Genomic DNA, 24477 nt, shown 5'->3' with positions numbered 1-24477 from the left:
GCACATCCTCGGCTGGCAGGGTGCGCGAGCGCACTCTATCCCTCAGTTCCTTGCGCTCCCTCGGGGCCAATCCAAGCTCTCCATCAAGCATCCCTTACGATACACTAACCCGATACCAATGTCACTGTTACAGGCCACTAGAAAGGTAAATCTCATGGCGCAACAATGCGCGCTCGATCCAACCCATCATCTCGGATGTACCGATCGGCTGATAGTGGTATAACCTTTGAGGCCGCGAGCTCATTTCCTTAGACCGTAGCAATTGCCAGCAAGATAATCGAGTGCAGCCAATAGTTTTCGGCGCACATCAGGAAGTGTCAAGTTCCTGAAACTGGTAGTGCAAGCCGCTCGAAGTTCGAATCGTTCCACCAATCCGAGGACCGCTGCGAGCATTTCTCGAGAAACGGCCGGAACAGTCGTCCGCAGTCCGCGATTAGACTGGCCTTGCGGGCGAGAAGGAGGAGGCGGTGCGATCTTGATGCTGTGCAAAGTAATTGCGGCCGTTCTTACACTGGAGTGTAAAATCGGCTAAGTTTGTCTGGAGGCGGTGGCATGATCGCTGTGGTAAGCAATCGGAAATTATTTCGAGGCAATCCAGCATTCAAACGACAAGCAATTCGAGTCGGGTCAAGGTTTGCACACGGAAATGCCACAAGGCGGTGCCGTACAACCGAAGCTCTAGGAGGCCCGTGAGCACAACCAGTCATCTCCTACTCCCCGCAGCCCAGTGCGCTAGCATTGTCGATGAATTGCTGCAGGCACTCTTAGAGCTGGCACAAAGTGATTCGCTGACCGCCGCCTATGAACGGCTCGACAGATGGAAACGAAGGGCTCTCACCGAGTTGCGGCGAGTCTCGACTGAAGAAGCTCAGGCATTTGAGTTTAAGAAGAGGGCATTCGCGATCACAGACAGTGAGAGTATATTCCAGACCGAAATCGAAATGCTTAGTGAATTTCTCCGTGGCTTTCGCGCAGAAATCGATTCAGTAGAGGACAATTCGATGCAATCAGCTCGTGGAACGCGAGACATCGCGCAAATCTGCATTGCTGGACACGTCGCAAATACGAGATTCCGAGATATGCCAGAGTTCAACAAGGCATTTTGCGAACGGTGCGGAAGCAATACAATCACAGAATGCCTGAAGTGTGGTCGCGCGATTCCCGGCGGATTCCCGGAGGTGTTGCGCTTGAGCGAAGACCCACCGCCAAAATTCTGCGTGCATTGTGGATCGCCATACCCATGGACCTCTCTTGCCCTTGAACTTGCATTCCAACTCTCAGATGATTCAGACAAATTATCCATCGAGCAGCGTGACGAACTCAAATCGGGGATTCGTGAACTGGTCCAAGAGTCTGCCAGAACACCTCTGGCAGTCATTAGCGTTAAGAAACTTTTGAACGTAGCCGGGACCGATGTTACTCACGCTGCAAATAAGGTATTGGCTGAGGTGATTTCCGAGGCCATCAAGCGCCAGATCTGGGGTGACTTGGCCGATTCCGTTTGACCGCCGATAATATCCTGAAACTTGACCTTCACTTGGCCTGTTCTATCGTCGGGTATCGGCGGTATGGGTAACTATGACCGCGACCCCGACCGAAATACTCGCGCGTTTGCGCGGATGTGACCCACCCGGCATCGTCCCCGTACACGCGCACTCATCGGCTTCCAGATGGCTCGCTCTATTTGGCGGCGCTCGAGGCGAAAGATGAAAGCGAAGGCTAGTAGAGCAGATAGCGCGCGCGCAGGATGCGGAAATTCTCCAGCTCTGGTTGCCACTGCGCGACGATCTGCCCGGGATCCACGCCCGACTTGATTTCCTCGAGCGTTCGGCGCGAACCAACCATCGAGAGCGTCGCGTCGATTTTGAAATCATTCGCGTACAAATGATGCAGCGCGGCAATCAACTCGATTCCAAGCGCGGGCGAATCGAGCGCGAGGCGGTCGTCGAGGGAAATCCGCACTCCGTGGCAGCTCCGGCCCGCATAGGTGTCAGCGGACGGAGTGAAATCGGCTGATTGAAAATGAACGCCCGGAATCTTTCGCTGGTCGAGGTAAGAGAGCAGCGCGGCAGAATCGATCCATGGCGCGCCCACCAATTCGAATGGAGTGTCGGTCCCGCGCCCGACGCTCACATTGGCGCCCTCGATCATCGCAACGCCAGGATAAAGCGTCGCTTCCGCAAGCGTCCGGAGGTTGGGCGAGGGTGGCGTCCATCGCAGCCCCGTTTGATCGAACCATTCGGAGCGCGCATAGCCGCGCATCTTAATCACGTGCAGGCGCGCGCCGATGTGGTTTTCGCGATTGAACATCCCGGCCAACTCGCCGACCGTCATGCCGTGGCGCGTCGGCAGCGGGAAATATCCGGTGAACGATTTCAAGTCGGCATCCATGAGCGGGCCTTGCACGACGGCGGACGAAATCGGATTCGGACGATCCAGCACATAGAAGTCGATGCCGCGGCGCGCCGCTTCCTCCATCGCATAGGCCATAGTCGTGACGTAGGTATAAAAACGCGCGCCGGAGTCCTGAACGTCGAACACCACCACATTGACGCCCTCGAGCATCGCGTCACTCGGTCGCCGCGTCTCTCCGTACAGGCTAAAGAAGTGCAGGCCCGTTAGTGGCTCGATGCCCGGCGCGACGCTTTCATCGAGGTCGCCGTGCAGGCCGTGCTCGGGACTGAAGATCGCGCGCAGCGTCAGTCCGCTCGCGTGTGAGAGCGCCTCGATATCGCGAGTGCCGGCTTGAATGACGCCGGTTTGATTGGTGATCAATCCGACGCGCGTCCCCTTGAGTTGGGCGAATCCGTTAGCCGCCAATACGTCGGCGCCGCTCACAACCGTGGTTTGAGCGGAAGGGCGCTTAACCAACGCGCAGAAGGAGTTCAAGGAAGGCCGACCCTCGACGATGCGATCCTCGGAAAGGGAACCGAGGCGATTCGATATCAGCGCGAGAATTGCGTGGCGCAACGGGCCCGCATCACCCGCGTCGTTCGGATACGTGCGGTTGGTCAGGATGATCGCATAGGTCGAAGATATGGGATCGATCCACAGCATCGTGCCGGTGAATCCGAAATGGCCGTAGGAGCCGACCGGCAAGAGTTGCTCACGATTCGCACACAGTGGCGCGCCCAGATCCCATCCCAGCCCGCGCGGGTGGCTCGCATCGACCACGTCGGCCCGCGATTGAGGAATCGTCATTTCATCGATCGAACGCGCAGAGAGAATCGTGGCCGTGCCCGCGCGCCCGCCGTCGAGCAGCATTCTTGCGAAAATCGCCAGGTCGCTCGCGGTAGAGAACAGTCCGGCATGACCCGCGAGGCCTCCCATCCGCGCGGCAGTCGGATCGTGGACGTCGCCAATGCGCAACTTGCCGTCGATGTATTCTGTTGGCGCAATCCGATTGAGTCGTCGCGCTGGCGGCCTGAAGCCGGTGTCAGCCATTCCGAGCGGCGCGAAAATGTTGATCCGGCAGTAATCGTCGAGGGGAACCTTCGCGACGCGCCGAACCACTTCGCCAAGCGCCTCGAAGTTGATGTCGCTGTATTCGTAGTGCGCGCCGGAGGGATGAAGCGGCTGCGCATCCTCGACCAGCTTGATTGCGGTCGAGTAGCCGGTCCATTTGCGGTTTAGGTCCAGGTCTGGCGCGAGGCCGGAATAGTGCGTCATCAACTGGCGAATCGTGATGCGTTCCTTGCCGTTGCGAGCGAAGGCGGGCCAATAAGTCGCGACCGGTGCGTCGAGGTCGATCCTGCCGCGCTCGCGAAGCTGCATTATCGCGACCGCGGTTGCAATGGGTTTGGTCAGCGAGGCGAGATCGAAAATTGTGTCCGCGGTCATCGCGGCGCGCCGGGGCTCGAGCTCGCGATCTCCAAACGCCCGGCGATAAACGAGCTGGTTGCCTTGCCCGACCTCGACGACGGCGCCGTGGATTCTTCCTGCTTCGATTTCAGACTGGACGATGGGGTCGATTCTTTGCAGGTCCGCGGCGCGCAAGCGCGCGGACAAAGCAGTACCGGCAGATGCCGATGTTGCAGGAATAGCGGCGAGCAACTGCAACGCGAGCGCCGCGATCAGACGGTGCGAGAAAGACGCCGCCAGGATCCTCATTGCGCCGATTGTATCACTTCCGGAGCGTCATGCTTGCACGGCGCGCCCTCGATTTTCAGCCCGTCGGCGGTGTACTGGTTGCGCGGATTCCACAGCATCCAGCCGTCGGAGCCGAACTTTTCGGCGGCCGAAACTTGCGCCCTTATCTGTGTTCCGGTGAACTGTCGACGGTCGAAGGCGTAATCGCGAAACGCCTGCAGCCACGGGCGAAACCGATTCGAGGGGATGCCGCGTTCGCGCGCATTCTGCAGCGAGAGAAAAACGATTTCATAAGGATGCGCGACCGGATTGCGATAGCCTGGAATGCCGAACTGGAAGCACGACGGATACAGCATTGGCGAGATGTAATCGACGATGGGCGCGAGTTCCTCGAGCCGCTGCCCGATATGGGTGTCGTCGAGGTTCCACGTCACGTAGCCGAAGATGTCGGCGGCGAGGAACACATTGTAGGGAGTTAGGCGCCGCCGCGCTTCGGCCAGAAAGCCGGAGATCGCGGCGAGGCGGCTCTTCATGTCGGTGGGCTTGGCGAACTTCAGCCCCGGAGCGTCAGGAAAGCGCACATAGTCAAACTGGATTTCGTCGAAGCCGAGGAGCGCCGCCTCGAGCGCGATCGAGATATTGTAGTCCCACACCTCGGGGTTGAAGGGATCGGTCCACGCGAGCCGCTCGCGATCCCTGAAGATTGCGCCGCTGGCGCGCTTGACCGCCAAATCGGGCCGGGCGGTCGCGAGCGGATCATCCTTGAAGACGACAATTCGTGCGATAGCGTAAATGTTATCGTGATGGAGCCGGTCAAGCAGCGCCTTCGCATCGCGGATCGTCGTTAGTTGATTCGAATGAGCCTGCTCCGCCAGCGCAAGCGAGGTTTTGAATGCGATCATACCGCGATCGCCTTTGACATCGACCACCACGGCGTTAAGTTCGGTTTTGTCGATCAGGCCGAGCGCCGCCTCGCGCAGCTTGGTGCTGCCGATGCCATAGAATGAAAGATAGAGCGCCTTCGGAAGTATCGGCGTGAGCTCAATCGGCCCGGCATGATCTTTCAACTCGCCGGCGGAAATCGATTTGCGCTGGTAGCCGTACGCCCGCAGGCCGATCGCGCCGCCGTGGCCGCTGATCTGGAACTTGCCGTCGCGATCGGTTCGCACCTCGACATCCTCGAGTGTCACGATCGCATCCTCCACCGGCCTTTTGGTCGAGCTATCGATGACGGTCCCGGTGTAGGCCATCGTCGATGGAGGGCTGACTAAAGTTGTGAAGACGAACAACGTCAGCGCGAAAATAATCACTCTCGACATCAATTATCACCGACTGGTTATTGGCGTTTGAGTGGGTAGCAGACTCTCGAATCTCTGTCCGACATCGCCGTTGGTAACGATGAAGCGGGGAAGCGCCATGACGTTGTCGCCGCGCGTGACCTTGCGTCGTTCGATGGTGACGGCCGCCACGTATCCGGACTTTGTGGCGGCGGCAATCAGCTCATCGTCATAGATGCCGAATGGCCAACTCAGCATCGTCACGCGGCCACCGAGCCGGTGATCGAGGACCTGTCGCGATTTGTTGAGCTGGGTGTCCACGAACTTCTCGTAATTCTCAGCCGAGAGCCGGCGCTTATCGATATGAAAATTGGGATGCCAATAGGTGTGCGATTCAACCGAAAAGAGTCCGGTCGCCTTCAGCTCGACGAGCTGTTCCCAGGTCATTGCGTACGAGGCATTCGAAATCGCGGATGGATAGATGAACAGTGTCACCGGGATTCGGTAGCGCTCGACCAACGGCTTCATGTCGCTGAACACTGTGCGATGGCCGTCGTCGGCGGTGATCGCAACCGCGCGCGGCGGCAACTCGCCGTAACCTGCGGCGAAATTCACGACATCGCGAAGCGGCACGACAGTGTAGCCATGGTCGTGAAGATACCTGAGCTGCGATGCGAAGACCTCAGTGGTGACCGTCATGCTATCGGCAACCACTGGGCCGAAGCGATGGTACACAAGAATCGTCGCGGCAGTTGCGCTCTCTGACGCCGACGCCGCGATCGCGACCAACGTCACCGCGCTCAGGCACAGCGCCAGAATCGAAACGACCAGACGGAAGCGCCCCCTTTGCTTGATCACTCCTGAACTTTCGCCGAACAGTCAGCCGCGCGCCAGCAGTATCAGAATTTCCACTGCAGGTTTTCCGCCGGGCTCACCCCGAATCGCGCATATTTCGCCGGTATCCGTCCCGTGGTCCACTGCGCGGGGAGCGATACTTCCTCGAGCACTGCGATATCGACCACACTGCCGTTGTCACGCGTGAAGGTCCGCGTGCCGGAGTACTGCACGATCGTCGGCAGCAGCATGCCACTGCCCTGGTAGTGCGTCTTGGTGGTAACGAGCACGGCGTCGGGTTTCTGAAGTTGGCTGCCGGCCTGAATCAGCAGCTCCTTGCCGGCGAGTTTGCGAACGATCCATGATTCGCTGATCACGTAGTAGGCGCCCTGCTCTGGCCGATGTTCAGGTGGCACCATTTGTCCCGTTCCAAACCAGAAAGGAAGTTTGACGGAGCGATCAGCACTCCAATCCAGCGCCCTCACATCGGCGATGTGATTGTCATCGCCGAGGATGAAACTGTGTCCGCGAAATGCGGATTCTATTTGCTGCGCGCTGGCGTATTTCGGTGTTACTGGTTCTGCCTGAGCTGATGGGGCAGCAACGACGACCAACAGCAGCGGGATTGCGAGCCAAAGATTTCTGAAACGAAGCATGAGCATCCACCTAGAGACGATTCAGCGCAGCAATCTGCGACGGTCGACGATAGTGTCGCCGCGCGACTCGCCGACAGGGAGCATCACCCGTGCCAGCCGCTTCCTAAACCGGACTTGAGCAGGATATCGGGAAACTTGAGGCTCGAAGGCGGACCAACCCGAACGCTGAGATCTCTGCTGACGCCGATCGAGGCACTGTCGGCTTGATCCGATGGTTCCATTCCGCACAAAGCATAACTTGCCTTCGCCGAGGGTCATGTGCTGATTTGTAGGTGCGAGTCCGACATCGTTCGTTACGCCGAGACGATACAAAGAAATAGAAATGCCTGCCGACGATGAAGAGAGGTGCCATCGATGATCCAATGTCTAATGGTTTTTGAGCGAGACGGCAGCTACCACAGAATTCCGGACGCTGAGGTCGAAGATTGGGAAGAACTACTGGATGCGATCGAAGGAGAGCCCCAACTAATCGAACCCATCGAAGGATGGTCTCCGTACACCCAGGCGTATCGCCTGCCCGACGGTTCGGTCTATCTCGTCGCTGCTGGAACTGAAGACTGACTTCCGCTTCACAACCGTGCTATCGCCCGGTTTCAAACGTCGAAAATTATGCGTGAACGCCACCCGTCCAGTGAGTTTTCGACCATCAGTTGATGGTAAGTGACAGCTTTGATTTCACCGCGGAATTCGTGGCGACCGGGGTCAAAGGGTTCGCCCCGAACCGTCACGCGGAGAGATCGATCGGCCTCCTCGACCGAAGCGTCGCGCCAGATGAACCCCTCCACTGTGAAAAGAGCGAGCAACTCCCCGAGCAAGTCATGCATGAGATCGAGATCGGCGTCGGCCTCAACTGCAATTTCCCGCTGCTCGATCTCCGCGACGCTTGCCCTCTCGACCAACAGCGCAGCCAAGGCAATGGCCGCGCGGCGGAACAGCTCGGCGCGAGTGGGAGCAGTCAATTCGATACCGATGTCGCCGGTGTGCTCGAATTCCCGAAATAGAGCGTCGTCCTCGGTCTGGGTCGTAGTCGGTTTCGTCGGCATCAGCCTTTGATGACGGCAAAAGGCTTGAGTCTCGCGACTCGTCGAGTTACGCGTGCGGCTTCCATGACCTCAACCACCTCGGCGACGTCCTTGTAGGCGTGCGGCATCTCCTCGGCGATACCGGCGCGGGTGTGGGCTCTGACTGTAACACCCAGCGCCTTTAATTCGGCGCGCAGGTCGCGCCCGCCGACCTCTCTCTTTGCTTTCGTTCGGCTCATCAATCGTCCAGCGCCGTGACACGATGAGCCGAAAGTCTCGCGCATCGCGGTTTCAAGGCCCACCAGGACGAACGAATAGCGGCCCATGTCTCCGGGTATCAGCACGGGCTGCCCAACTGGACGCAGTGCCTCAGGCAACGCGGCGTGGCCGGGGCCAAATGCGCGGGTGGCGCCTTTGCGATGTACGCAGACGAGTCGCTTGTGGCCATCCACAGTGTGTTCTTCAAATTTGGCGATATTGTGGCAGACGTCATACACCAGCTCGAAGTTTAGCTCTTTCGGTGTGATCGAAAGCGCTTCCAGGAACGCCTGCTCGGCGAGATGCATCATTACCTGCCGGTTGCACCAGGCAAAGTTCGCGGCTGCGGCCATGGCAGCGAGATACGCTTGCCCTTCCGCCGAGCTGATTGGAACGGCGGCGAGCTGGCGATCCGGCAAGCTGATTCCGTAACGGGCCATCGCACCAAGGATAACTTTGAGATGGTCATCGCAGGTTTGATGGCCTAGGCCGCGCGAGCCCGAGTGGATCATAATCGTGACCTGATCGAGTTCGAGACCCAACGCGTCGGCGAGCTTCGAGTCATAGATCTCATCGACCCGGCCGACTTCGAGAAAGTGATTGCCCGAGCCGAGCGTGCCGAGTTGCTTCGAACCGCGCTGGTAGGCACGTTCGCTTATGCGGTCGGGGTCCGCGCCCGGGAGCCTGCCGCCTTCCTCGGTATGTTCAAGGTCGCGTTCGGTAGCATATCCGTTGCGAAGCGCCCACTTGGCGCCGTCACGCACCACGTCCTTGAGTTGCCCAATCGACAATCCCGGTATCGCGCCCCAAGAGCCGACGCCGGCCGGAATCTTGTTGAAGAGCGCGTCGGCAAGCCGGTCTATTTTCGGTTCGACTGAATTGAAATGCAGGTTCGTGCGCGCCAGGCGCACGCCGCAATTGATATCGTAACCGACTCCTCCTGGCGATATGACACCTTCATGGGCATCGACGGCCGCCACCCCGCCGATGGGGAAGCCGTAGCCCCAATGGATGTCGGGCATCGCCAGGGAGTAGCCGACGATTCCCGGCAGACAGGCAACGTTGGCAACCTGCGTGAGGGCCGGATCGTCCCGCATTTGTTCGATCATCCTCGCGTTGGCATAAACTCGCCCGGGTACGCGCATTGCGCCGGTTTGCGGAATCTCCCACAGATGATCGTTTAGTTTGATCAGGTCCATACTTCTGCCTGAGGCGAATCATCCGGTCATGCCTCCGGATACGCAGACTCAAGGTGCAATCAGCCTGCCACCCAGGATGAGACCAATCTTAGTGAGTTGTGCATGATTTTCGAGATGAGATGCGCCATCGATCGGGTCCGATCGGCCCACGCGTTTCGTGAAATGGTGCGATCGGATACAACATAGATAGATCAGGGTCATCCAAGTTCATCGCCTTGGGATGTTCTGGGCTGAAAAATCCGACTGAGCGTTTTGGCATGTGTCTCGCTAGACCAAGCTGACTTTCAGATTTGGAGGAAACGATTATGGCGTTCCCGTTTCGCAATATTCTTTGCCCGGTGGACTTCGATGACAACTCGCTTGAGGCGCTTGACACTGCGGCGAACATTGTACGCCAAAACGACGGCACACTGTTCGTCATCCACATAGTGCCGATGATTGTCCCGCCCGCCGGGATGGTCGGATATGTCGATCTGTACAAGGGCCAGGAAGAGACCGCGCGTGGGAAGCTCGAAGAGATCGCTCGTAAGCGACTCGCCGGCATCAAGTACGAACTACTGACGCCTGTCGGTGAGCCGGCTGGGGCTATACTCAACGCCGAGAGAAAGACCCGCGCCGATCTAGTCGTGATGGCTACGCACGGTCGTCGAGGCTTTTCACGCTTTCTGCTTGGCAGCGTCGCGGAACTTGTCTTGCGCGAGTCAACCTGCCCGGTGCTGACGGTGCGGTACACGGCGCCGCAAAAATACCTGGTCGGCTCCTGGATCACCCGAAATCCGGTTACGGCCGCCCCCGAGGAAAAGCTTTCCTCAGTTCACAACAAGATGCTTGAAGGCGGATTCCGCTGCGTACCGATCCTCAAGGACGGCGTCCCGGTCGGAATCGTTACCGATCGCGATATCCGCAATCACATCGGTTATCTGGAGCACACCGAGGCGTTCAAGGCGATGAGCGAAGCGCTTATAACCGTGACTCCCTCGACTACGGTCCGCGACGCGGCTCGTCTATTGCGCGAGCGCAAGATCGGAGCACTCCCGGTAGTCGAAGACGGCAAGCTGATCGGCGTAATCACCACCACTGACGTGCTCGACGCGCTGACTGCAGAGGACTGAGTCTGGGTCCACGTGACCTTTTGGGCGGCCTGTGATGCGCAAAAATCCGTTGACGGAAGATCGCGGCAGATGACAAGGGAATCGAGTCTCCCTCACATAGATGCCCGCGAGGAGATCGAAATCATCGGTTCGGTTTCGACCCCGCTGCTTCACCACCATACGTCGTCCCGCTGTTCGCACCAGATGCGGATTTTCGGCGGGGACAAGGATGCTGCAGCCCGCACAGACCGCTGGTGAAACTACTTCTCCTGAAGTGATTCAATATAACTCACGAGCGCCGAAATCCTGCGCCTGACTTCCCCTTCGGTACTCTCTCGATCACGATCCTGGTATTTGAGGCCCCATGTCGGCATACTGCCGGCGAAATGTGCTGGATAGCGCTCGCGGCCGGCGATCGCGTCATAAACTTCCTGGCGGGGAAACCGGCCGTCGTGAGCCTTGCTGAGCCGGGTAAGGTCAACCGACATATAGCCCCGCACCTCCCGCATCGACGCTACGCTTCCCTTTCCATCGACGCCGTGACAGCGCGCGCAGTCGTCCATGTATTCGGCTTTGCCCGACGGCTGCGCGAAAGCGTTGCCGAATGCGGTGAGGAACAGTAGCACCGGCAGCATGGTCAGCGTATTCCTCTTGATGTTCTTTCTTGCGCTCACTTTGTCCGCCAATATGAGAGTTCGCTGATCGGAAAATCTGGTTTCCATTCGTCCGCTGGATTATCGGTGGCTCAGCAGTTCGGTCATCGACTCGCCAATGTTCAGGCGACTCAATGTCTCGGCGAGCATGGGGGCAACGCTCACTACCTGCAGCGGAAGCGAACCGTGCTCTGGAGTTGGCAGACTGTCAGTCACCACGATTCGTTTCAGCGGCAAAGCTGAAAGCCGGCGGATCGCGGAGCCAACCAGCAATGCATGGCTGGCAACCACCGTGATCTCGGGCAGGCACCCGGCGGCAATCATAGCGGCCGCGGCTGCCTCGATGGTGCCGCCGGTCGAGATCATGTCGTCCACGATAATCGGCGCGCGTCCGGCGACCTCGCCAACGATGCCACGCACTCTTACTTCTTCGCCGCTCAGGCGGGTCTTGTGGGCAATCGCGATCGGCCGGCCTAGCAGTTCCCCATAGCTTTCGGCGAGCTTGACCGCCCCCAGGTCTGGCGCGACGATTACGCTCTTGTCAGTGACCAATTCCTCGATCGCATTTGCAAAGAGCGATACCGCACTCAGGTGCTCCAGTGGCATGCTGAAGAAGCCCTCGAGTGAAACGGTATGAAGATCGAGGGCGACAATTCGCTCGAAGCCGGCCCCTGACAACATATCCGCAATCAGCCGCCCGCCAACCGCTTCCCGCCCCTTTGCCCGGCGATCCTGGCGCGCATATCCGAAGTATGGAACGATGGCGGAAAGGCGGGCTGCACCTGCCCGCCGGCAGGCGTCAGCGAGGAAGAGCAATTCCATCAAGTGAAGATCTACCGGAGGACCGGTCGGCTGAACCACGTAAACATCGCAGCCTCGCACGCTTTCGTCCAGCGCTGCGTGTAGCTCGGTGTCGGGAAATCGGTTCAGAGAAGAACGGGCGACCCGGGTGCCGAGCCTTTCGGCAATAGAGTCGGCAAGCGACGGGTTTCCGGAGCCGGCTACGATAACGAGATTCATATCAGTTCATTCGCAGTCCTTGGCGGTTGTTCATCTGTCAGCACGAGATGTGCCACTGCGCACAGCGCCAGGGACTCCACTCTTTATTCTTGATACTTCTCGGCGCGTTGCTTCAGTTCATTCTGCATCGCGCTGAGGGCGGACGTATACCGTGCCGGATACGTCCCCGGCTGCTCGAGTTCCTTGTAACGCGGATCGAGCCGCTCGAGCGTGCTGAGAAAACGCTCGCGCGACTCGGCGAGCGTGGGACGCGGCATGAGCCTCCGGCCACCGCTGAATTGCAGCGACAGGAGTTTCGCGACTTCGGAAGGAATTGGATTGAATTGGGGCGCGACGAGCGACGCGGTCTCGCCGGCCAGACCTATCAGGTCGGCATAAAAGCGGCCGTCCGCGTCGATTGCACGGAACACCTGCTTTTTCCCGGGCAGGGTAAGCTTTCCTTCGGAAGTCTTGATTCGAGGAATGCCGTCATATTCGTTCAGCTTGTAGGCGAGGTCGAGCGATGGAGCGTCGCCACTAACGACCATCTCGGTGCCGACGCCGAAAGCATCGATCGGAGCGTTTCTCGTGATCAAATCGTGAATCTTGTATTCGTTAAGATTCCCGCTCGCGAAGATCGAAGTATTCTTGAGACCGTTACCATCGAGGATGGCCCGCGCCTTGAGGCTTAAGTCGGCGAGATCGCCGCTGTCGAGCCGTACCCCCTCCAGCTCAAAGCCCTGCCGACGCATCTGCTCCGCGACAATGACGGCATTCCGGACGCCGCGGACGGTGTCGTAGGTGTCGACCAGAAGCGTGCTGAGCTTTGGGAAATCCTGGACGAAGTGCTCGAAGGCGTCGCGCTCCCGGTCGTGCGCCATGATGTAGCTGTGAGCCATGGTGCCATAGAGCGGGATACCGTAACGCCGGCCGGCAAGGACATTGGAGGTGCCATCGAAGCCCGCGAGGTAACTCGAACGCGCCGCTATCAGGCCTGCGGCCTCGCCTTGGCTGCGTCTGAGTCCGAAATCAACGAGCCGCTTGCCGCGCGCCGCGATCACGCTACGCGCCGCCTTGCTCGCGATAAGTGAGGCCATTCCGATCTGGTTGATGACCAGCGTCTCGATCAGTTGTGCCTCGATTAACGGAGCGCGCACTTCGATGATTGGTTCCCCGGCAAAAAAAACCGTGCCTTCGGCCATGGCATGGACCTCGCCCATAAATCGCAGGTTGCCGAGGAAATCAAGAAAGTCTGATTTGAACAGCTTCAGTGACGCCAGGTAGTCGAGTATGGCGGGTTCGAATCGAAACTGTTCAAGCGCTTCCAGCAGCCGTTCCAAGCCGGCTGCCACAAGGAAGCCGCGGCGTGCAGGCAGGCGGCGGACGCTGATGCCGAAACATGCCGGTCGATTGAATCCAAGCGCGAAGTAGCTTGCAGCCATCGTAAGCTCGTAAAGATCGGTGAGCAGAGGAATCTCGTTTGGATCGAATCTCAGGTCGATTGGCATGACGGTTCTCGATCAGAGGAGGCTGTTCCAGATGTTACCCTCGATATTGTGATCCAGATACTGGTGCGATTGGATACAGAGCCGTAGCCATTCGAGTCACGTCTTGCTGCGCCCGAATTACCGCGCGCGCTTGATGTCCTTTCCAAACGCGAGCCATAGAGGGCCTGATAGCAGATATCCGGTAGCGGCCAAAAGGGCAGTCAATTGCGGGAGGGCGACAAATAACCCGATCGCGATCACCGTCAACGCGATCGCGGATCGCGATTTCAGAGACGCGGGATCGATTTCCTTGATACTCGGATAAGGCACGCGCGATACCATCAGGGCCGCGAGTGTCAGCATCAGCGCGGTTATTGCCGCGGACAGCGCGCGCGGCGAATCAAATCGAAAATAGCTGCCGCCTAAGAAGCCGCCGGCGATCATCGCCGCGGCGCCGGGGACCGGAAGGCCAACGAAGTGCTTCCTTCCACCAGGAGTCTCGGTCTGGATGTTGAAGCGCGCGAGGCGAAGGGCAGCGCATATCACGAATGCGCCGACTACTAATGAGGCCCAGAGCTGCAGGGGCGCCAACGCCCACGCGTAGGCGAGGATTGCCGGAGCCGCGCCAAACGCCACAACATCAGACAAGCTGTCATATTCAACGCCAAACTGGCTCGCGCTGTGGGCGGAACGCGCAACGAATCCGTCGGCTATGTCGCATGCGATCGAAACGCCGATCATCACCGCGGCGCGAGTTAGCTGGCCCGATACAGCCGAGACAAACGAGAGGCATCCAGCGAGCAGTCCGATCGAGGTGATCGTGTCGGGCAAGAGTGTGGCAGGCAACCTCACAAATCCTCCCTGTCCTCGTGAATAGGTTCACGTTGCGTGCCAGCTTTCGACCAACCATTAGCGATGCCGCATACATTCATTTGGCGCCGCTCCCCCCATGCGACTGGCATATTCGATGCGCCTCGGGGTGCGCATCGGTGGACGTACACCATGCGACCATGCATTCTTATCATGGGCGGCGCCAAAATCGGTGTGCTTCGAAATATGATCCCGAAAGGGGGCGGAGCGACGCTCGAATTTCTTGAAGGACGCGCGCTAGCTGGAGTGTTGGCTCTTGGCGAGGAATAGGACCGCGACGATCGGAACCGAGGTGCGGCGGCGGTTCTTCCTCGCCAATTGGAAGATGAATGTGACTGTGCGCGAAGCACGGGTGCTTGCTGCAGCCCTTCGCGACAGGATCGATGCCGTTATTTTGCAGGCCTGCGAAGTGGTCATCGCACCCCCGATGCTCGCCATGCCCACGCTCGCGCAGGAGCTGGCCGGCTCGCGCATCGCGATTGCCGGAGCGAATATGTATTGCGAAGACAAGGGTCCGTTCACGGGTGAGGTATCGGCATCGATGCTCAAGGAAGTCGGGGCCTCGTATGTGCTGATTGGCCATTCCGAGCGCCGCGATCTGTTCCATGAGGACGACGGGCTGATAAACCGCAAACTCAAGGCCGCTCTGCGCGACGGGCTGACGCCAGTGCTCTGTGTGGGGGAACATGCAGACGAACGCGACGCCGGACGCGTGCTCGAGGTTGTGCTAGGACAGCTTCAGCGCGGACTCGATGAAATCGACGGAAGCCGACTCGCGCAGGTGGTGGTGGCTTACGAACCGGTATGGGCGGTAGGAACAGGGCGAACCGCCCAGCCGCAGGCAGCCGAGTTGGTTCACGGTTCGATCAGGAGCGGCCTCGGCGATCTCTGTGGCCGTAACGCCGCGCGGAGAGTCAGGATCGTTTACGGCGGCAGCGTCACTCCCACCAACGCGGCGGCGTACCTGTCGCAACCAGACATCGATGGGCTGATGGTCGGTGCAGCGAGCCTTGACCCTGATTCATTCGTTCAAATTTTGAAGGCCGGAACAGTGCGGACTTGAGTATCGGACGACTTCGAAAGGGAAGATCGAGACATGCGGATTGAACGATTTTCCTGTGCTTCGATTCGGATCGACAGAGTCATGCACGAACACGATCTGGGTAACGGTGGGTAAGGCCCAAACGCGTTCATGAATCTTGCCCATCATCCGCCCCTGTCCTTGCCTGAAGAACTGAGCGGACTCGCCATCCTGGCCCTGGACATGCGTTGGAGTTGGAACCACAGCGCGGACGCACTTTGGGAGATGGTAGACCCGGAAATGTGGCATGCGACGGGGAACCCATGGCTCATTCTGCGGAGCGTATCTCAGACCCGGTTCGAAAAGTTAGCAGGAGACTCGGAATTTGCTACAGAGCTACGGCGGCAACTGACTGCGCGCGAGCAGTACCTGGCCGAACCGACCTGGTTCGCCGCGACCTGCAAAGCGCCGCTCGGCACGATCGCATATTTCAGCATGGAGTTCGGGCTGAGCGAGGCGCTTCCGATATATTCGGGTGGTCTCGGGATCCTGGCGGGCGACTTTCTCAAGACCGCGAGCGATCTGGGCGTGCCGATGGTTGGGATCGGATTGCTTTACGATCGCGGCTACTTTCGGCAGGTACTAAACGCGCAGGGCGAGCAACTAGCGTTCTACCCATCTAACCAGCCGCACCTGCTGCCGCTGGCCCCGCTGCTCGATGAAGCAAACCGGTGGCTTAGAATAGAGGTCGAGCTGCCGGGGCGCACGCTCCACTTACTTACCTGGGTGGTGCAGGTCGGAAGGGTCACGCTTTACCTGCTCGATAGCAACGACCCTCTCAACTCACCGGCCGATCGCGGGATCACCGGTGAGCTTTATGGCGGCAGTCCAGAGCTACGCCTGCAGCAGGAGATCGCGCTTGGAATCGGGGGATGGCGCTTGCTCGAGAAGCTCAAGATCGATTGCAGGATCTGCCACCTGAACGAGGGGCACGCGGCATTCGCTGCGCTGGAGCGGATTCGCAGCTTCATGATCCGCTCAGGTCAGAGTTTTGCGTCCGCGTTACACTGCACTCGGCCGGGAAACATATTCACGACGCACACGCCAGTCGCGGCGGCATTCGACCAATTCCCGGTGGATTTACTGCGCCAATATGGCCGTACATATGCCGAAGCGCTGGGCGTTAGCGGCGAGGAACTGCTCGCGCTTGGACGCGCCAATTCGCACGATACGGCGGAGTCCTTCAACATGGCCTATCTGGCGCTGCGATGCTGCGGGCGGGTTAATGCGGTGAGCCGTCTTCACGCCGAGGTCAGCCAGCGCCTGTTTCAACCGCTATTTCCCCGCTGGCCACAGAGCGAGGTGCCGATCGAGCACGTGACCAATGGCGTGCACGCGCCAACCTGGGATTCGGCTGCCGCCGATGCGGTCTGGACCGAGAGCTGTGGCAAGGGCCGGTGGCTTGGCATGCTGGAAAGCCTCGAACAGGACTTGAGTCGTGCCAGTGATGAGGCGCTCTGGGCCGTCCGCGTCAAGGGGCGCGCGGCTCTCATAAAGCATGTGCGTCAGCGGGTGGCGCGACAGCGGGCCGCCCGAGGACAAGATCCCCCGGCCGATCCTGCCGCAACTGCATCGCTGCTCGATGATAACGTTCTGACGGTCGGCTTCGCCCGGCGGTTCACGGGCTACAAGCGCCCGACTCTGTTGCTCCACGATAGGAAGCGGCTGACTCAGATTCTCACCAACCCCAAGCGCCCCGTTCAATTACTGGTTGCCGGTAAGGCTCATCCGCTGGACCTCGAAGGTGTGCGGATGGTGCGTGAATGGGCCGAGCACACGGGCGGTCCCGAGTTTTGTGGCCGCGCAGTCTTTCTCGAGGATTACGATATGGCGATGGCTGCCGAACTGGTCCAGGGCGTCGATTTGTGGATCAATACGCCACGCCGTCCGTGGGAAGCGTGCGGAACCAGCGGGATGAAACTGCTGGTTAATGGCGGTCTCAATCTTTCCGAGCTGGACGGGTGGTGGGCCGAAGCCTACTCACCAGACGTTGGATGGGCATTGGGCGATGGCAAGGAACACAACGAGCCGGGATGGGATGCGGCCGAGGCGGAGGCACTCTATTCACTACTGGAGCGAGAAGTAGTGCCGACCTTCTACGCGCGTGATGCGCGAGGTATTCCACTGGAGTGGGTGGCAAAGATGCGCGCGAGCATGGCGCGGCTCACCGTGCGCTTTTCGAGCAACCGGATGGTGCGCGAGTATACCGAAGGCTACTACATTCCTGCGGCCAGGGAGCTTGAGCGCCGAATGGCCCCGAAAGGCCAAGTCGGCATCGCCATCGAAGAATGGCGGCGGCGGTTGGCCGAGCACTGGAGAACGCTGCATTTCGGCCGCCTGAGCGTGAGTCAGTCGGACTCGAGCCTCACGTTCGATCTTCAGGTCTATTTGGGTGAAATTGAGCCGGCGGACGCACAAGTAGAGATTTGGGTTGAACCTACCGATAGCCAATCGTGCGCTGTCACCACCATGGAGCCAGTCGAAAAACTTGCCGGCGCGACAAATGGCTTCATATACCGAGCGACGGTCGCCGCCGATCATCCTCCAGACCATTACACCCCGCGCATCGTACCCAGAAAGCCTGGCGTCAGTGTACCGCTCGAAGCATCGCAAATTCTCTGGTTCCGATGACGAGTGCGGGCTGATTGCTTACTCTTCGACGGAACTCGCGCTGAGGGTGGCGGTTCGCACGCGTTCACCTGAGGGGACAGGTGGCTTGGCATAGCCGCGCCACCATGCCCCATTCAGATCCCGTTGACCATATGCGCTACTTCTCAAGCCGCCAGCGCCACTTCGTGCGAGGAGCGAGGCTGACAGACGAAGGCGAGCGTCTCCGCTACGGATTCTCCAGCGACCTCCGCTCGCTTGCCAGTCGCAGCCTCACGCTGAGCCTCACGGGCGATATCGTTGAGCGAGAGTATCCCCACCAGGTGTTCGTTCTGATCGACGACCGGGAGCCGACGCACCTGGCTGTCGCGCATCAACGCCTCGGCCTGGCTGATGCCGTCGTTGGCGTGGCAGGTGATCACCTTCCGCGCCATCGCGGCGCCAACCGGGATTGCCCAGAGCTGTTTACCCTGCGTGTACGCCGCGATTGCGATATCGCGATCCGTGACGACGCCGATTACTCGGCCATCGCCGTTGGCGCTGATGACAGGGATGCAGCCGCAATCAGACTCCCACATCAGTTCAGCAGCTCGGTTGAGGGTATCGCCTTCGGTGCAGACCTTGACCTCGCGCTTCATCAATTGTTCGACTTTCACCTTTGATCCTCCTTAGCCCGGGGTCCGTTATTTCCCGCAGTGAATCGAGACTCTCAGGACCTCAAGCAGCTTCAGACTTTCTCTATGTTCAGCCTATGATTCGGAATGCGCCTCGGCGGGTTGTTCTGTTTGTAGAATCGCCCTTACTTCGTCGTCGGTAACCTGGTGAAAATCGCGATAGAACTGGCCAACCGCAAAGAAATCCTGAGGCGTTTCGAGGCAGACAATTTCGTCGGCTTCGCTACGCAACGCCTCAATAGTCTCCGTCGGCGCGACCGGGACCGCGAGCACGAGTCGCTTTGGTTTCTGCCGGCGGACTCCGCGCAGAGCGGCTCTCGCCGAAGAGCCCGTCGCGATTCCATCATCGACCAGAATCACGGTTTTGCCAGCGAGCGGAATCTTGGCGCGGCCGCCCCGATACGCGATCTCGCGGCGGTTCACTTCCTTCAATTGCCGCGCGATTTCAGCCTCGATGTATTCGTCTGAGACGCCGAGGTGCTCGACAATGTCCTGGTTGAAAATCGCGCGCGGATGGTCGCCGTCGACCACCGCTCCAATTCCCAACTCCGGCTGGCCCGGAGCTCCCAGCTTGCGGACGACCACTACATCAAGCGGAGCACCTAGCGCGTCGGCGACCTCTTTGGCTACCGGCAGACCGCCGCGCGGGACGCCAAGCACGACCACATCGGCGCCGGCCTGAGGCTTAAGACGCTGGGCAAGCATCCGGCCGGCCTGCTGGCGGTTTGAATAAACGGTTGGCTCTCGCGTTACGGGTTCCTCGGTCGCTTGAGTTTTCAGGTGGCGCTTGAACCAGTCGCTGGCAAGCTCGGCTACCTGCTCCAGCGCGCCCGGTTCTTCGAACAGATGCGTCGCGCCCGGCACGATCTTGAGGGATTTTTCGCAGCGCAGGACGCGGTAAGCCTTCTCGTTGAGCTCGATTACGCCGTAGTCGTGGCCGCCGACAATAAGCAGGACAGGCGATTTCATATCGGCAAGCTGACGAATGGCGAGATCCGGCCGACCTCCGCGTGAAACCACGGCGCGAATCGAGTGATCCTGTGACGCGGCGACCAGCGCCGCGGCAGCTCCGGTGCTGGCGCCGAAATATCCCAAAGAACGGCCCTTGATTTCGCTTCTGCCCTTCAGCCAGCGCGTCGCGTCTGACAGACGGTGCGCGAGGAAATCGATGTCGAAGACGTTGTCGCGATCCGAGGCCTCTGCTTCTGTGAGAAGGTCGAATAGCAGCGTACCGATCCCCGATTTTTGCAGCGCCTCCGCCACGAATTGGTTGCGGGGGCTCAGGCGGCTGCTGCCGCTGCCGTGGGCGAAGAGGACCACTCCGACGGCGTTCTTTGGAATCATCAACTCGCCTTCCAACTGGACGGAATCGGAAGATATCGAGACAGTGACAGGCTGTATCATTGAGAAATTATCCCTCATCGGTATCTGGTCTTTTACGTGCATCAGGCGTGCCGCGCTTGAGGTGTCCGTAAGGTCTTGAGATTCCGTTCAGGTCGCTTTTCTGAATAACGACGTGCGAAAACAGATGCGATGCAGCTGTTCCCTTATGGCTCAGTTAAACTGTTCCCGAAGGACACAGAGATAGGGCGTCTGTGCATTTGGCTCTCCGGCGGCTGAGAGCAGACCGAGTGCCAATCGTCACGGTGGCAAAGACAAGCGGACTTGTATGGACAACCGTAGTGCTCGATCAGCAAGACCCCAGCGTCTGCCGAGGAATATCATTGCTCTCGGTATCGTCTCGCTTTTCAACGATACCGCGGGAGATATGATCAATCCTTTGCTGCCCGCCTTCGTTGCTTCGGTCGGGGGTGGTCCGGAAGTTCTCGGCATCATCGAAGGAATTGCGGACGCGTCTGCAAGTCTTTTCCAGCTCGCTTCCGGCTATATCGCAGACCGAGTGGGCCGCCTGAAGGCAACCACTTTCGTCGGGTACGCAGTCGCTGCGGTCGTGCGCCCACTCCTTGCGGTTACCGCAGTGTGGTGGCAAATCCTGCTCGTCCGTTTTGGCGATCGATTGGGAAAAGCTGTTCGCGGGGCGCCTCGCGATCGCCTCATAGCGGACGCCGCGCCGTCAGAGATTCGCGGTCGCGCCTTCGGGTACCATAGCGCGATGGACAATGCCGGCGCGCTCGGCGGCCCCTTAATCGCCTACTGGATGTTGACGCTCGGCATGAACCCGCGAAGCATCTTTGCATGGACCGTTGTTCCGGGATTGTTATCGCTGCTGGTACTCGGCGGAGGTGTTCAAGAAATCGAGTCCATCGGACATGAAAGAGTCGAAATTGGTATCCCTGAAGCGCCTGGATTCCGCCAGCTCCTTGCCGCGATCTTTGTCTTTACCCTGGGCAGCTCGTCTGATTCCTTCCTCCTATGGCGCGCCCGAGAAGTAGGAGTCTCCGCGGCTCATCTTCCGCTGCTGTGGTTCGTTCTCGCGTTCAGCAGGGTCATCAGTTCAACCCCAGGAGGGGCGCTGAGCGACCGATGGGGACGCAATAAAACGATTATCAGCGGATGGCTCATTTATTCAGCGGTGTATTTGGGTTTTGCTTTCGTTTCCGCTCCGCAGGCAATATGGTTGCTGTTCGCCGTTTACGGCTTCTTTTCTGGCTTGACTGAAGGATCCGAGCGGGCACTGGTGATCGATCTGGTCGCCGAGGAGTGGCGCGGACGAGCGCTCGGAGCTTCCAAAGCTGCGGTGGGAGTTGCGTTGTTCCCGGCTAGCGTAATTTTTGGCATAATCTACCAGCATTTGGGCGCTGAGCCTGCCTTCATGCTAGGTGCAGCACTGGCGCTGATAGCTATATTCATGCTGCCCTCGAGCGCACCCCCGGCAAAGCCAGGTACGTGACCTCGATTCGATAGGCGGAACCGATGTTGATCGAATCTGGACATGCTGCCAAAAGTGAGTCGTTGGGCCGGCTCAGCGGCGTGGCCGTAGATTTTTCAGCGGTCGTGTGTTGAGAACGTCTTCCTTTTCGATCCAGCCCCGCCGCGCCTGATTGATTCCGTATTCGAGCAACGCGAACTCCCGAGTCGAATGAGCGTCGCTGGATATGACAACCTTCACGCCGGCCCGTTTTGCGGCGATGCAGGCAGTATCGGTCAGGTCCAAACGGTCGGGCTGGGAGTCGATTTCCAGGGCGCATCCCTCCTCGCGGGCGACCCGAAGGATTTCACCGAGGTCGAAGTTGCTGGGCTCGCGGTGCCCAAGCAAACGCCCGCTTGGATGGCCAATTACGTCAACGTTGGGATTGCGAATCGCCTTGATTAGCCTGCGAGTCATCTCGGCGGGATTTTGTTCGAGCTTATAATGGACTGAAGCGACTACCCAATCGAGCTCGGCCAGCGCATCAGGGGGCAAATCCAACTTCCCATCATCCAGGATATCGACCTCGATGCCATGAAGCAGTGCGATGCCGGAGATTTTTTTTCTGATGCGCGCGACCTCGCGCCTCTGTTCGCGCAGGCGCTCAGGATCCAGGCCATGGGCCATCGCTATCCGCCGAGAGTGATCCGTGATTGCAACATATTCGAGGCCGCTTTCACGAGCTTGACGCACCATTTCCTCGATCGATGCGCGACCGTCCGTGTACAGGGAATGAGTATGAAGGTCGCCGCGAAGATCTTTACGCTCGATCAATTTGGGCAGCTTGCCGGACGCTGCCGCATCTATTTCGCCGCGGTCCTCGCGCAACTCTGGAGGCACCCACGAAAGCCCCAGAGCGCGGTAAATCTCGTCTTCCGTTCTGCCGGCGATGGCAGCGCCATCGCGAAAGAGGCCGTACTCGTTAAGCAAAAGTCCGCGCGCTTGGGCGATGCGCCGCAGATGCACATTGTGGGACTTCGATCCGGTGAAGTAGGCGAGCGCCGCGCCGAAACTCTTTGGAGGCACTACCCGCAGGTCAACTTGCAGTCCGCCTTTGAGTACAACGCTGGTCTTGGTCTCGCCCGAGCCGATGACCTGGGTGATACCGGGAAAGGCGGTGAAATGCTCCATGACCGCAGCGGAATCAGCAGCGGCGGCGACTGCGTCCAGATCGCCGATGGTTTCTTGCCGCCGACGAAAGCTGCCCGCCAGCTCAAGCTCTTGGATTGCCGTGCATTTTCGCAAATGGGTGGCGAGGCGAGTCGCGATCCCCTCCGCCTCCGCATACAGCATCCGTTTGCTTTGGCCAGTCCCGCGCCGCAACAACGATTCCCGGATTTGTTGCTCTAGCTTCGGTCCAAAGCCGCGGATTTTTCGCAACTTCTCCGATTTAACTGCCCGCTCGAGATCGTTCCGGTCGCGGATCCGCAGGCGGTCGATCAGGAGCTTCAATCGTTTCGGACCCAGGCCTGGAACATCTCTCAACTCCAGTAGCTGGGGCGGGAACTTTGAAGCCAGCTTGTGGTGCAATGGCAGATCGCCGGTCTTGGCGATGGTCGATATTTTTCCCGCCAGATCGGCTCCGATACCGGGAATCTCATCGATTTGCTCTTCGCTTAGATCGGCCACCTGCGCCGTTTGATCGCGAATCGACCGAGCGGCATTGCGGTAGGCCCGTACCCGGAAGAAATTCTCGCCCGCCACCTCCAGCATATCGGCGGTTTCGTCGAGGATCTTGGCGACTTCGTAGTTTTCGATCGTCACTGTATCTTGCCGCGACAGAGGAGCTCCTGCGCGGCGCAGTGATCAGGCCATAGGATTTGTCCGTCAGTAATGGACCGCAAGGACTTTAAAGCCATACTCCTTCAGAGCGTGTGCCGCGCTTTGCGCATTCGTCGAAGGAACCAGCACATATAGAACCTCACCTTCCGAGCGACTTCGCCGGTAGGTCCCGACACCGAGGAGGGGACAAATCGACCGGACGAGGCTGGTCGCGGCCGATATGTCGCCGGAGCCATCTAGATCGAGATCAATTCTGGAACTGGCCTCGGTAGTAGCTCCGAGCACGGCCTCCAGCGCCTTCAGCATATCGGTGGCCGTTATGATGCCGACCAGCTTTTTGTGTTCAACCACAGGAAGACTGCCGATCTTGTTCGTCGTCAGCAAGTGTGCCGCTCTCTCCACCGGCGTCGAAGGATCGACCGAAAACGGGTGGGCGCTCATGACCTCATCGACCCGCATGCGCGCCGATTGCTCGAGGTGTCGGCGCGCGTCCCGGTCGGTCAGAATACCGACCAGAGTTTGCTGATCCACAACAGGAACCTGTCGGAATCGGCCACCTTCCATCTTCTCACGTGCTGCTTGCACTGTGTCACTCGGCTCGACGGTGACGGGGTTTGCGGTCATCAGCTCAGCAACTATCATTTCGTCCTCCTCTGAGGGAGCCGCTTACTGCCGCGCTATCGGAGGTCCGGGAACCAGCCTCGATGGCCGAGTTCGAGCCGCTAGCCTCTCCTCCTTGGTCGTCGTCTGGCTTCGCATATCCGCGTGGATCTGCTTAACGTCAAGGTAACGAAGCATCGGTCATGCCATCGAATTAGTAAGTCGAATCGCGGCAACGCAGAAGAGCGGGCGCTGATCGAATGTTGCGTTCGGATACACCCTCTTCAAGACCCCACGCCGGTCCAGGACGCCCGATCTTCGAGACTCTCATCGAAGCGGGATATTAGATGGCCGCAAAAGCTCGCGAATGACGTGATGAGCAGCAAACAAGCAAGGCCTCGGGTTGGCACATCCGATGCACCCTTCAGC

The 24477-nt window shown here is 59.2% G+C and carries 20 protein-coding genes; 6 read left to right on the top strand and 14 right to left on the bottom strand.

What is annotated here, in order from left to right:
- Positions 1-749 precede the first annotated feature (749 nt).
- A complete protein-coding gene (locus tag Q7S58_RS01315) occupies positions 750-1505 on the top strand; it encodes a DUF2321 domain-containing protein (protein ID WP_304820003.1) in 756 nt (251 codons plus the stop codon).
- 214 nt (positions 1506-1719) lie between these two features.
- On the opposite strand, the gene Q7S58_RS01310 is transcribed toward Q7S58_RS01315, so the two are convergent.
- Genes Q7S58_RS01310 through Q7S58_RS01295 form a run of 4 tightly spaced genes read right to left on the bottom strand, consistent with a single transcriptional unit; the run spans position 1720 to position 6619 of the window.
- Entirely contained in the window at positions 1720-4110 is a 2391-nt protein-coding gene (locus tag Q7S58_RS01310; protein WP_304820001.1) for an exo-beta-N-acetylmuramidase NamZ domain-containing protein, read from the bottom strand.
- Positions 4107-5408 carry a putative glycoside hydrolase gene (locus Q7S58_RS01305; protein ID WP_304819999.1) on the bottom strand — a complete coding sequence of 434 codons (1302 nt, stop codon included), beginning with the start codon at positions 5406-5408 and terminating at the stop codon, positions 4107-4109. The genes Q7S58_RS01310 and Q7S58_RS01305 overlap by 4 nt, the downstream gene beginning before the upstream one ends.
- A gap of 6 nt (positions 5409-5414) precedes the next feature.
- Entirely contained in the window at positions 5415-6224 is an 810-nt protein-coding gene (locus tag Q7S58_RS01300) for a polysaccharide deacetylase family protein (protein WP_304819997.1), read from the bottom strand.
- Positions 6225-6265: 41 nt separating this feature from the next.
- Positions 6266-6619 (bottom strand): hypothetical protein, encoded by a 354-nt coding sequence (locus Q7S58_RS01295; RefSeq protein ID WP_304819995.1) that lies wholly within the window; start codon positions 6617-6619, stop codon positions 6266-6268.
- A 606-nt stretch (positions 6620-7225) separates the two neighbouring features.
- Between Q7S58_RS01295 and Q7S58_RS01290 the strand changes: the two genes are divergently transcribed.
- A complete protein-coding gene (locus Q7S58_RS01290; RefSeq protein ID WP_304819993.1) occupies positions 7226-7417 on the top strand; it encodes a hypothetical protein in 192 nt (63 codons plus the stop codon).
- Between the two features lie 32 nt (positions 7418-7449).
- On the opposite strand, the gene Q7S58_RS01285 is transcribed toward Q7S58_RS01290, so the two are convergent.
- Both Q7S58_RS01285 and Q7S58_RS01280 read right to left on the bottom strand, forming a co-directional pair.
- A complete protein-coding gene (locus Q7S58_RS01285; protein ID WP_304819991.1) occupies positions 7450-7899 on the bottom strand; it encodes an archease in 450 nt (149 codons plus the stop codon).
- Complete coding sequence (locus Q7S58_RS01280; protein ID WP_304819989.1) at positions 7899-9233, bottom strand: RtcB family protein; 1335 nt, start codon at positions 9231-9233, stop codon at positions 7899-7901. The genes Q7S58_RS01285 and Q7S58_RS01280 overlap by 1 nt, the downstream gene beginning before the upstream one ends.
- A gap of 407 nt (positions 9234-9640) precedes the next feature.
- Here Q7S58_RS01280 and Q7S58_RS01275 point away from each other — a divergent pair, with 407 nt between their 5' ends.
- Positions 9641-10447, top strand: coding sequence for a universal stress protein (locus Q7S58_RS01275; RefSeq protein WP_304819987.1), 807 nt, complete (start codon positions 9641-9643; stop codon positions 10445-10447).
- A gap of 239 nt (positions 10448-10686) precedes the next feature.
- Here Q7S58_RS01275 and Q7S58_RS01270 read toward each other — a convergent pair whose 3' ends face one another.
- The 4 genes from Q7S58_RS01270 to pssA all read right to left on the bottom strand — a co-directional run bounded on the left by Q7S58_RS01270 (position 10687) and on the right by pssA (position 14411).
- Positions 10687-11148 carry a cytochrome c gene (locus Q7S58_RS01270; protein ID WP_304819985.1) on the bottom strand — a complete coding sequence of 154 codons (462 nt, stop codon included), beginning with the start codon at positions 11146-11148 and terminating at the stop codon, positions 10687-10689.
- A gap of 12 nt (positions 11149-11160) precedes the next feature.
- Entirely contained in the window at positions 11161-12099 is a 939-nt protein-coding gene (locus tag Q7S58_RS01265; protein ID WP_304819983.1) for a ribose-phosphate pyrophosphokinase, read from the bottom strand.
- A gap of 83 nt (positions 12100-12182) precedes the next feature.
- The gene (locus tag Q7S58_RS01260; RefSeq protein WP_304819981.1) at positions 12183-13586 is read right to left on the bottom strand and encodes a nicotinate phosphoribosyltransferase; all 1404 of its coding nucleotides are present in this window, start codon (positions 13584-13586) and stop codon (positions 12183-12185) included.
- Positions 13587-13703: 117 nt separating this feature from the next.
- Positions 13704-14411: a CDP-diacylglycerol--serine O-phosphatidyltransferase gene (gene pssA / locus Q7S58_RS01255; protein ID WP_304819979.1), complete on the bottom strand. Its 708-nt coding sequence runs from the start codon at positions 14409-14411 to the stop codon at positions 13704-13706.
- Between the two features lie 316 nt (positions 14412-14727).
- Between pssA and tpiA the strand changes: the two genes are divergently transcribed.
- Both tpiA and glgP read left to right on the top strand, forming a co-directional pair.
- Positions 14728-15498 (top strand): triose-phosphate isomerase, encoded by a 771-nt coding sequence (gene tpiA / locus Q7S58_RS01250; protein ID WP_304819978.1) that lies wholly within the window; start codon positions 14728-14730, stop codon positions 15496-15498.
- 129 nt (positions 15499-15627) lie between these two features.
- Complete coding sequence (glgP, locus tag Q7S58_RS01245) at positions 15628-18147, top strand: alpha-glucan family phosphorylase (RefSeq protein WP_304819976.1); 2520 nt, start codon at positions 15628-15630, stop codon at positions 18145-18147.
- A gap of 143 nt (positions 18148-18290) precedes the next feature.
- On the opposite strand, the gene Q7S58_RS01240 is transcribed toward glgP, so the two are convergent.
- Both Q7S58_RS01240 and Q7S58_RS01235 read right to left on the bottom strand, forming a co-directional pair.
- On the bottom strand, positions 18291-18779 hold the full coding sequence (locus tag Q7S58_RS01240; protein ID WP_304819974.1) for a CBS domain-containing protein: 489 nt from the start codon (positions 18777-18779) through the stop codon (positions 18291-18293).
- Between the two features lie 93 nt (positions 18780-18872).
- Positions 18873-20156, bottom strand: coding sequence for a phosphoribosyltransferase family protein (locus Q7S58_RS01235; RefSeq protein ID WP_304819972.1), 1284 nt, complete (start codon positions 20154-20156; stop codon positions 18873-18875).
- Between the two features lie 310 nt (positions 20157-20466).
- On the opposite strand from Q7S58_RS01235, the gene Q7S58_RS01230 reads away from it, so the two are divergent.
- Positions 20467-21648: an MFS transporter gene (locus tag Q7S58_RS01230; protein WP_304819970.1), complete on the top strand. Its 1182-nt coding sequence runs from the start codon at positions 20467-20469 to the stop codon at positions 21646-21648.
- A 72-nt stretch (positions 21649-21720) separates the two neighbouring features.
- Here the strand turns inward: Q7S58_RS01230 and polX are convergent, their stop codons facing one another.
- Positions 21721-23430 carry a DNA polymerase/3'-5' exonuclease PolX gene (polX, locus tag Q7S58_RS01225; protein WP_304819968.1) on the bottom strand — a complete coding sequence of 570 codons (1710 nt, stop codon included), beginning with the start codon at positions 23428-23430 and terminating at the stop codon, positions 21721-21723.
- A 63-nt stretch (positions 23431-23493) separates the two neighbouring features.
- The gene (locus tag Q7S58_RS01220; RefSeq protein ID WP_304819966.1) at positions 23494-24090 is read right to left on the bottom strand and encodes a CBS domain-containing protein; all 597 of its coding nucleotides are present in this window, start codon (positions 24088-24090) and stop codon (positions 23494-23496) included.
- Between the last annotated feature and the right edge of the window lie 387 nt (positions 24091-24477).

Origin of the sequence: Candidatus Binatus sp., from assembly GCF_030646925.1 — a bacterium.
GTDB lineage: Bacteria > Desulfobacterota > Binatia > Binatales > Binataceae > Binatus.
The sequence above is the reverse complement of the archived record's forward strand: the minus strand, read 5'-3'. Positions and strand labels throughout refer to the sequence as shown.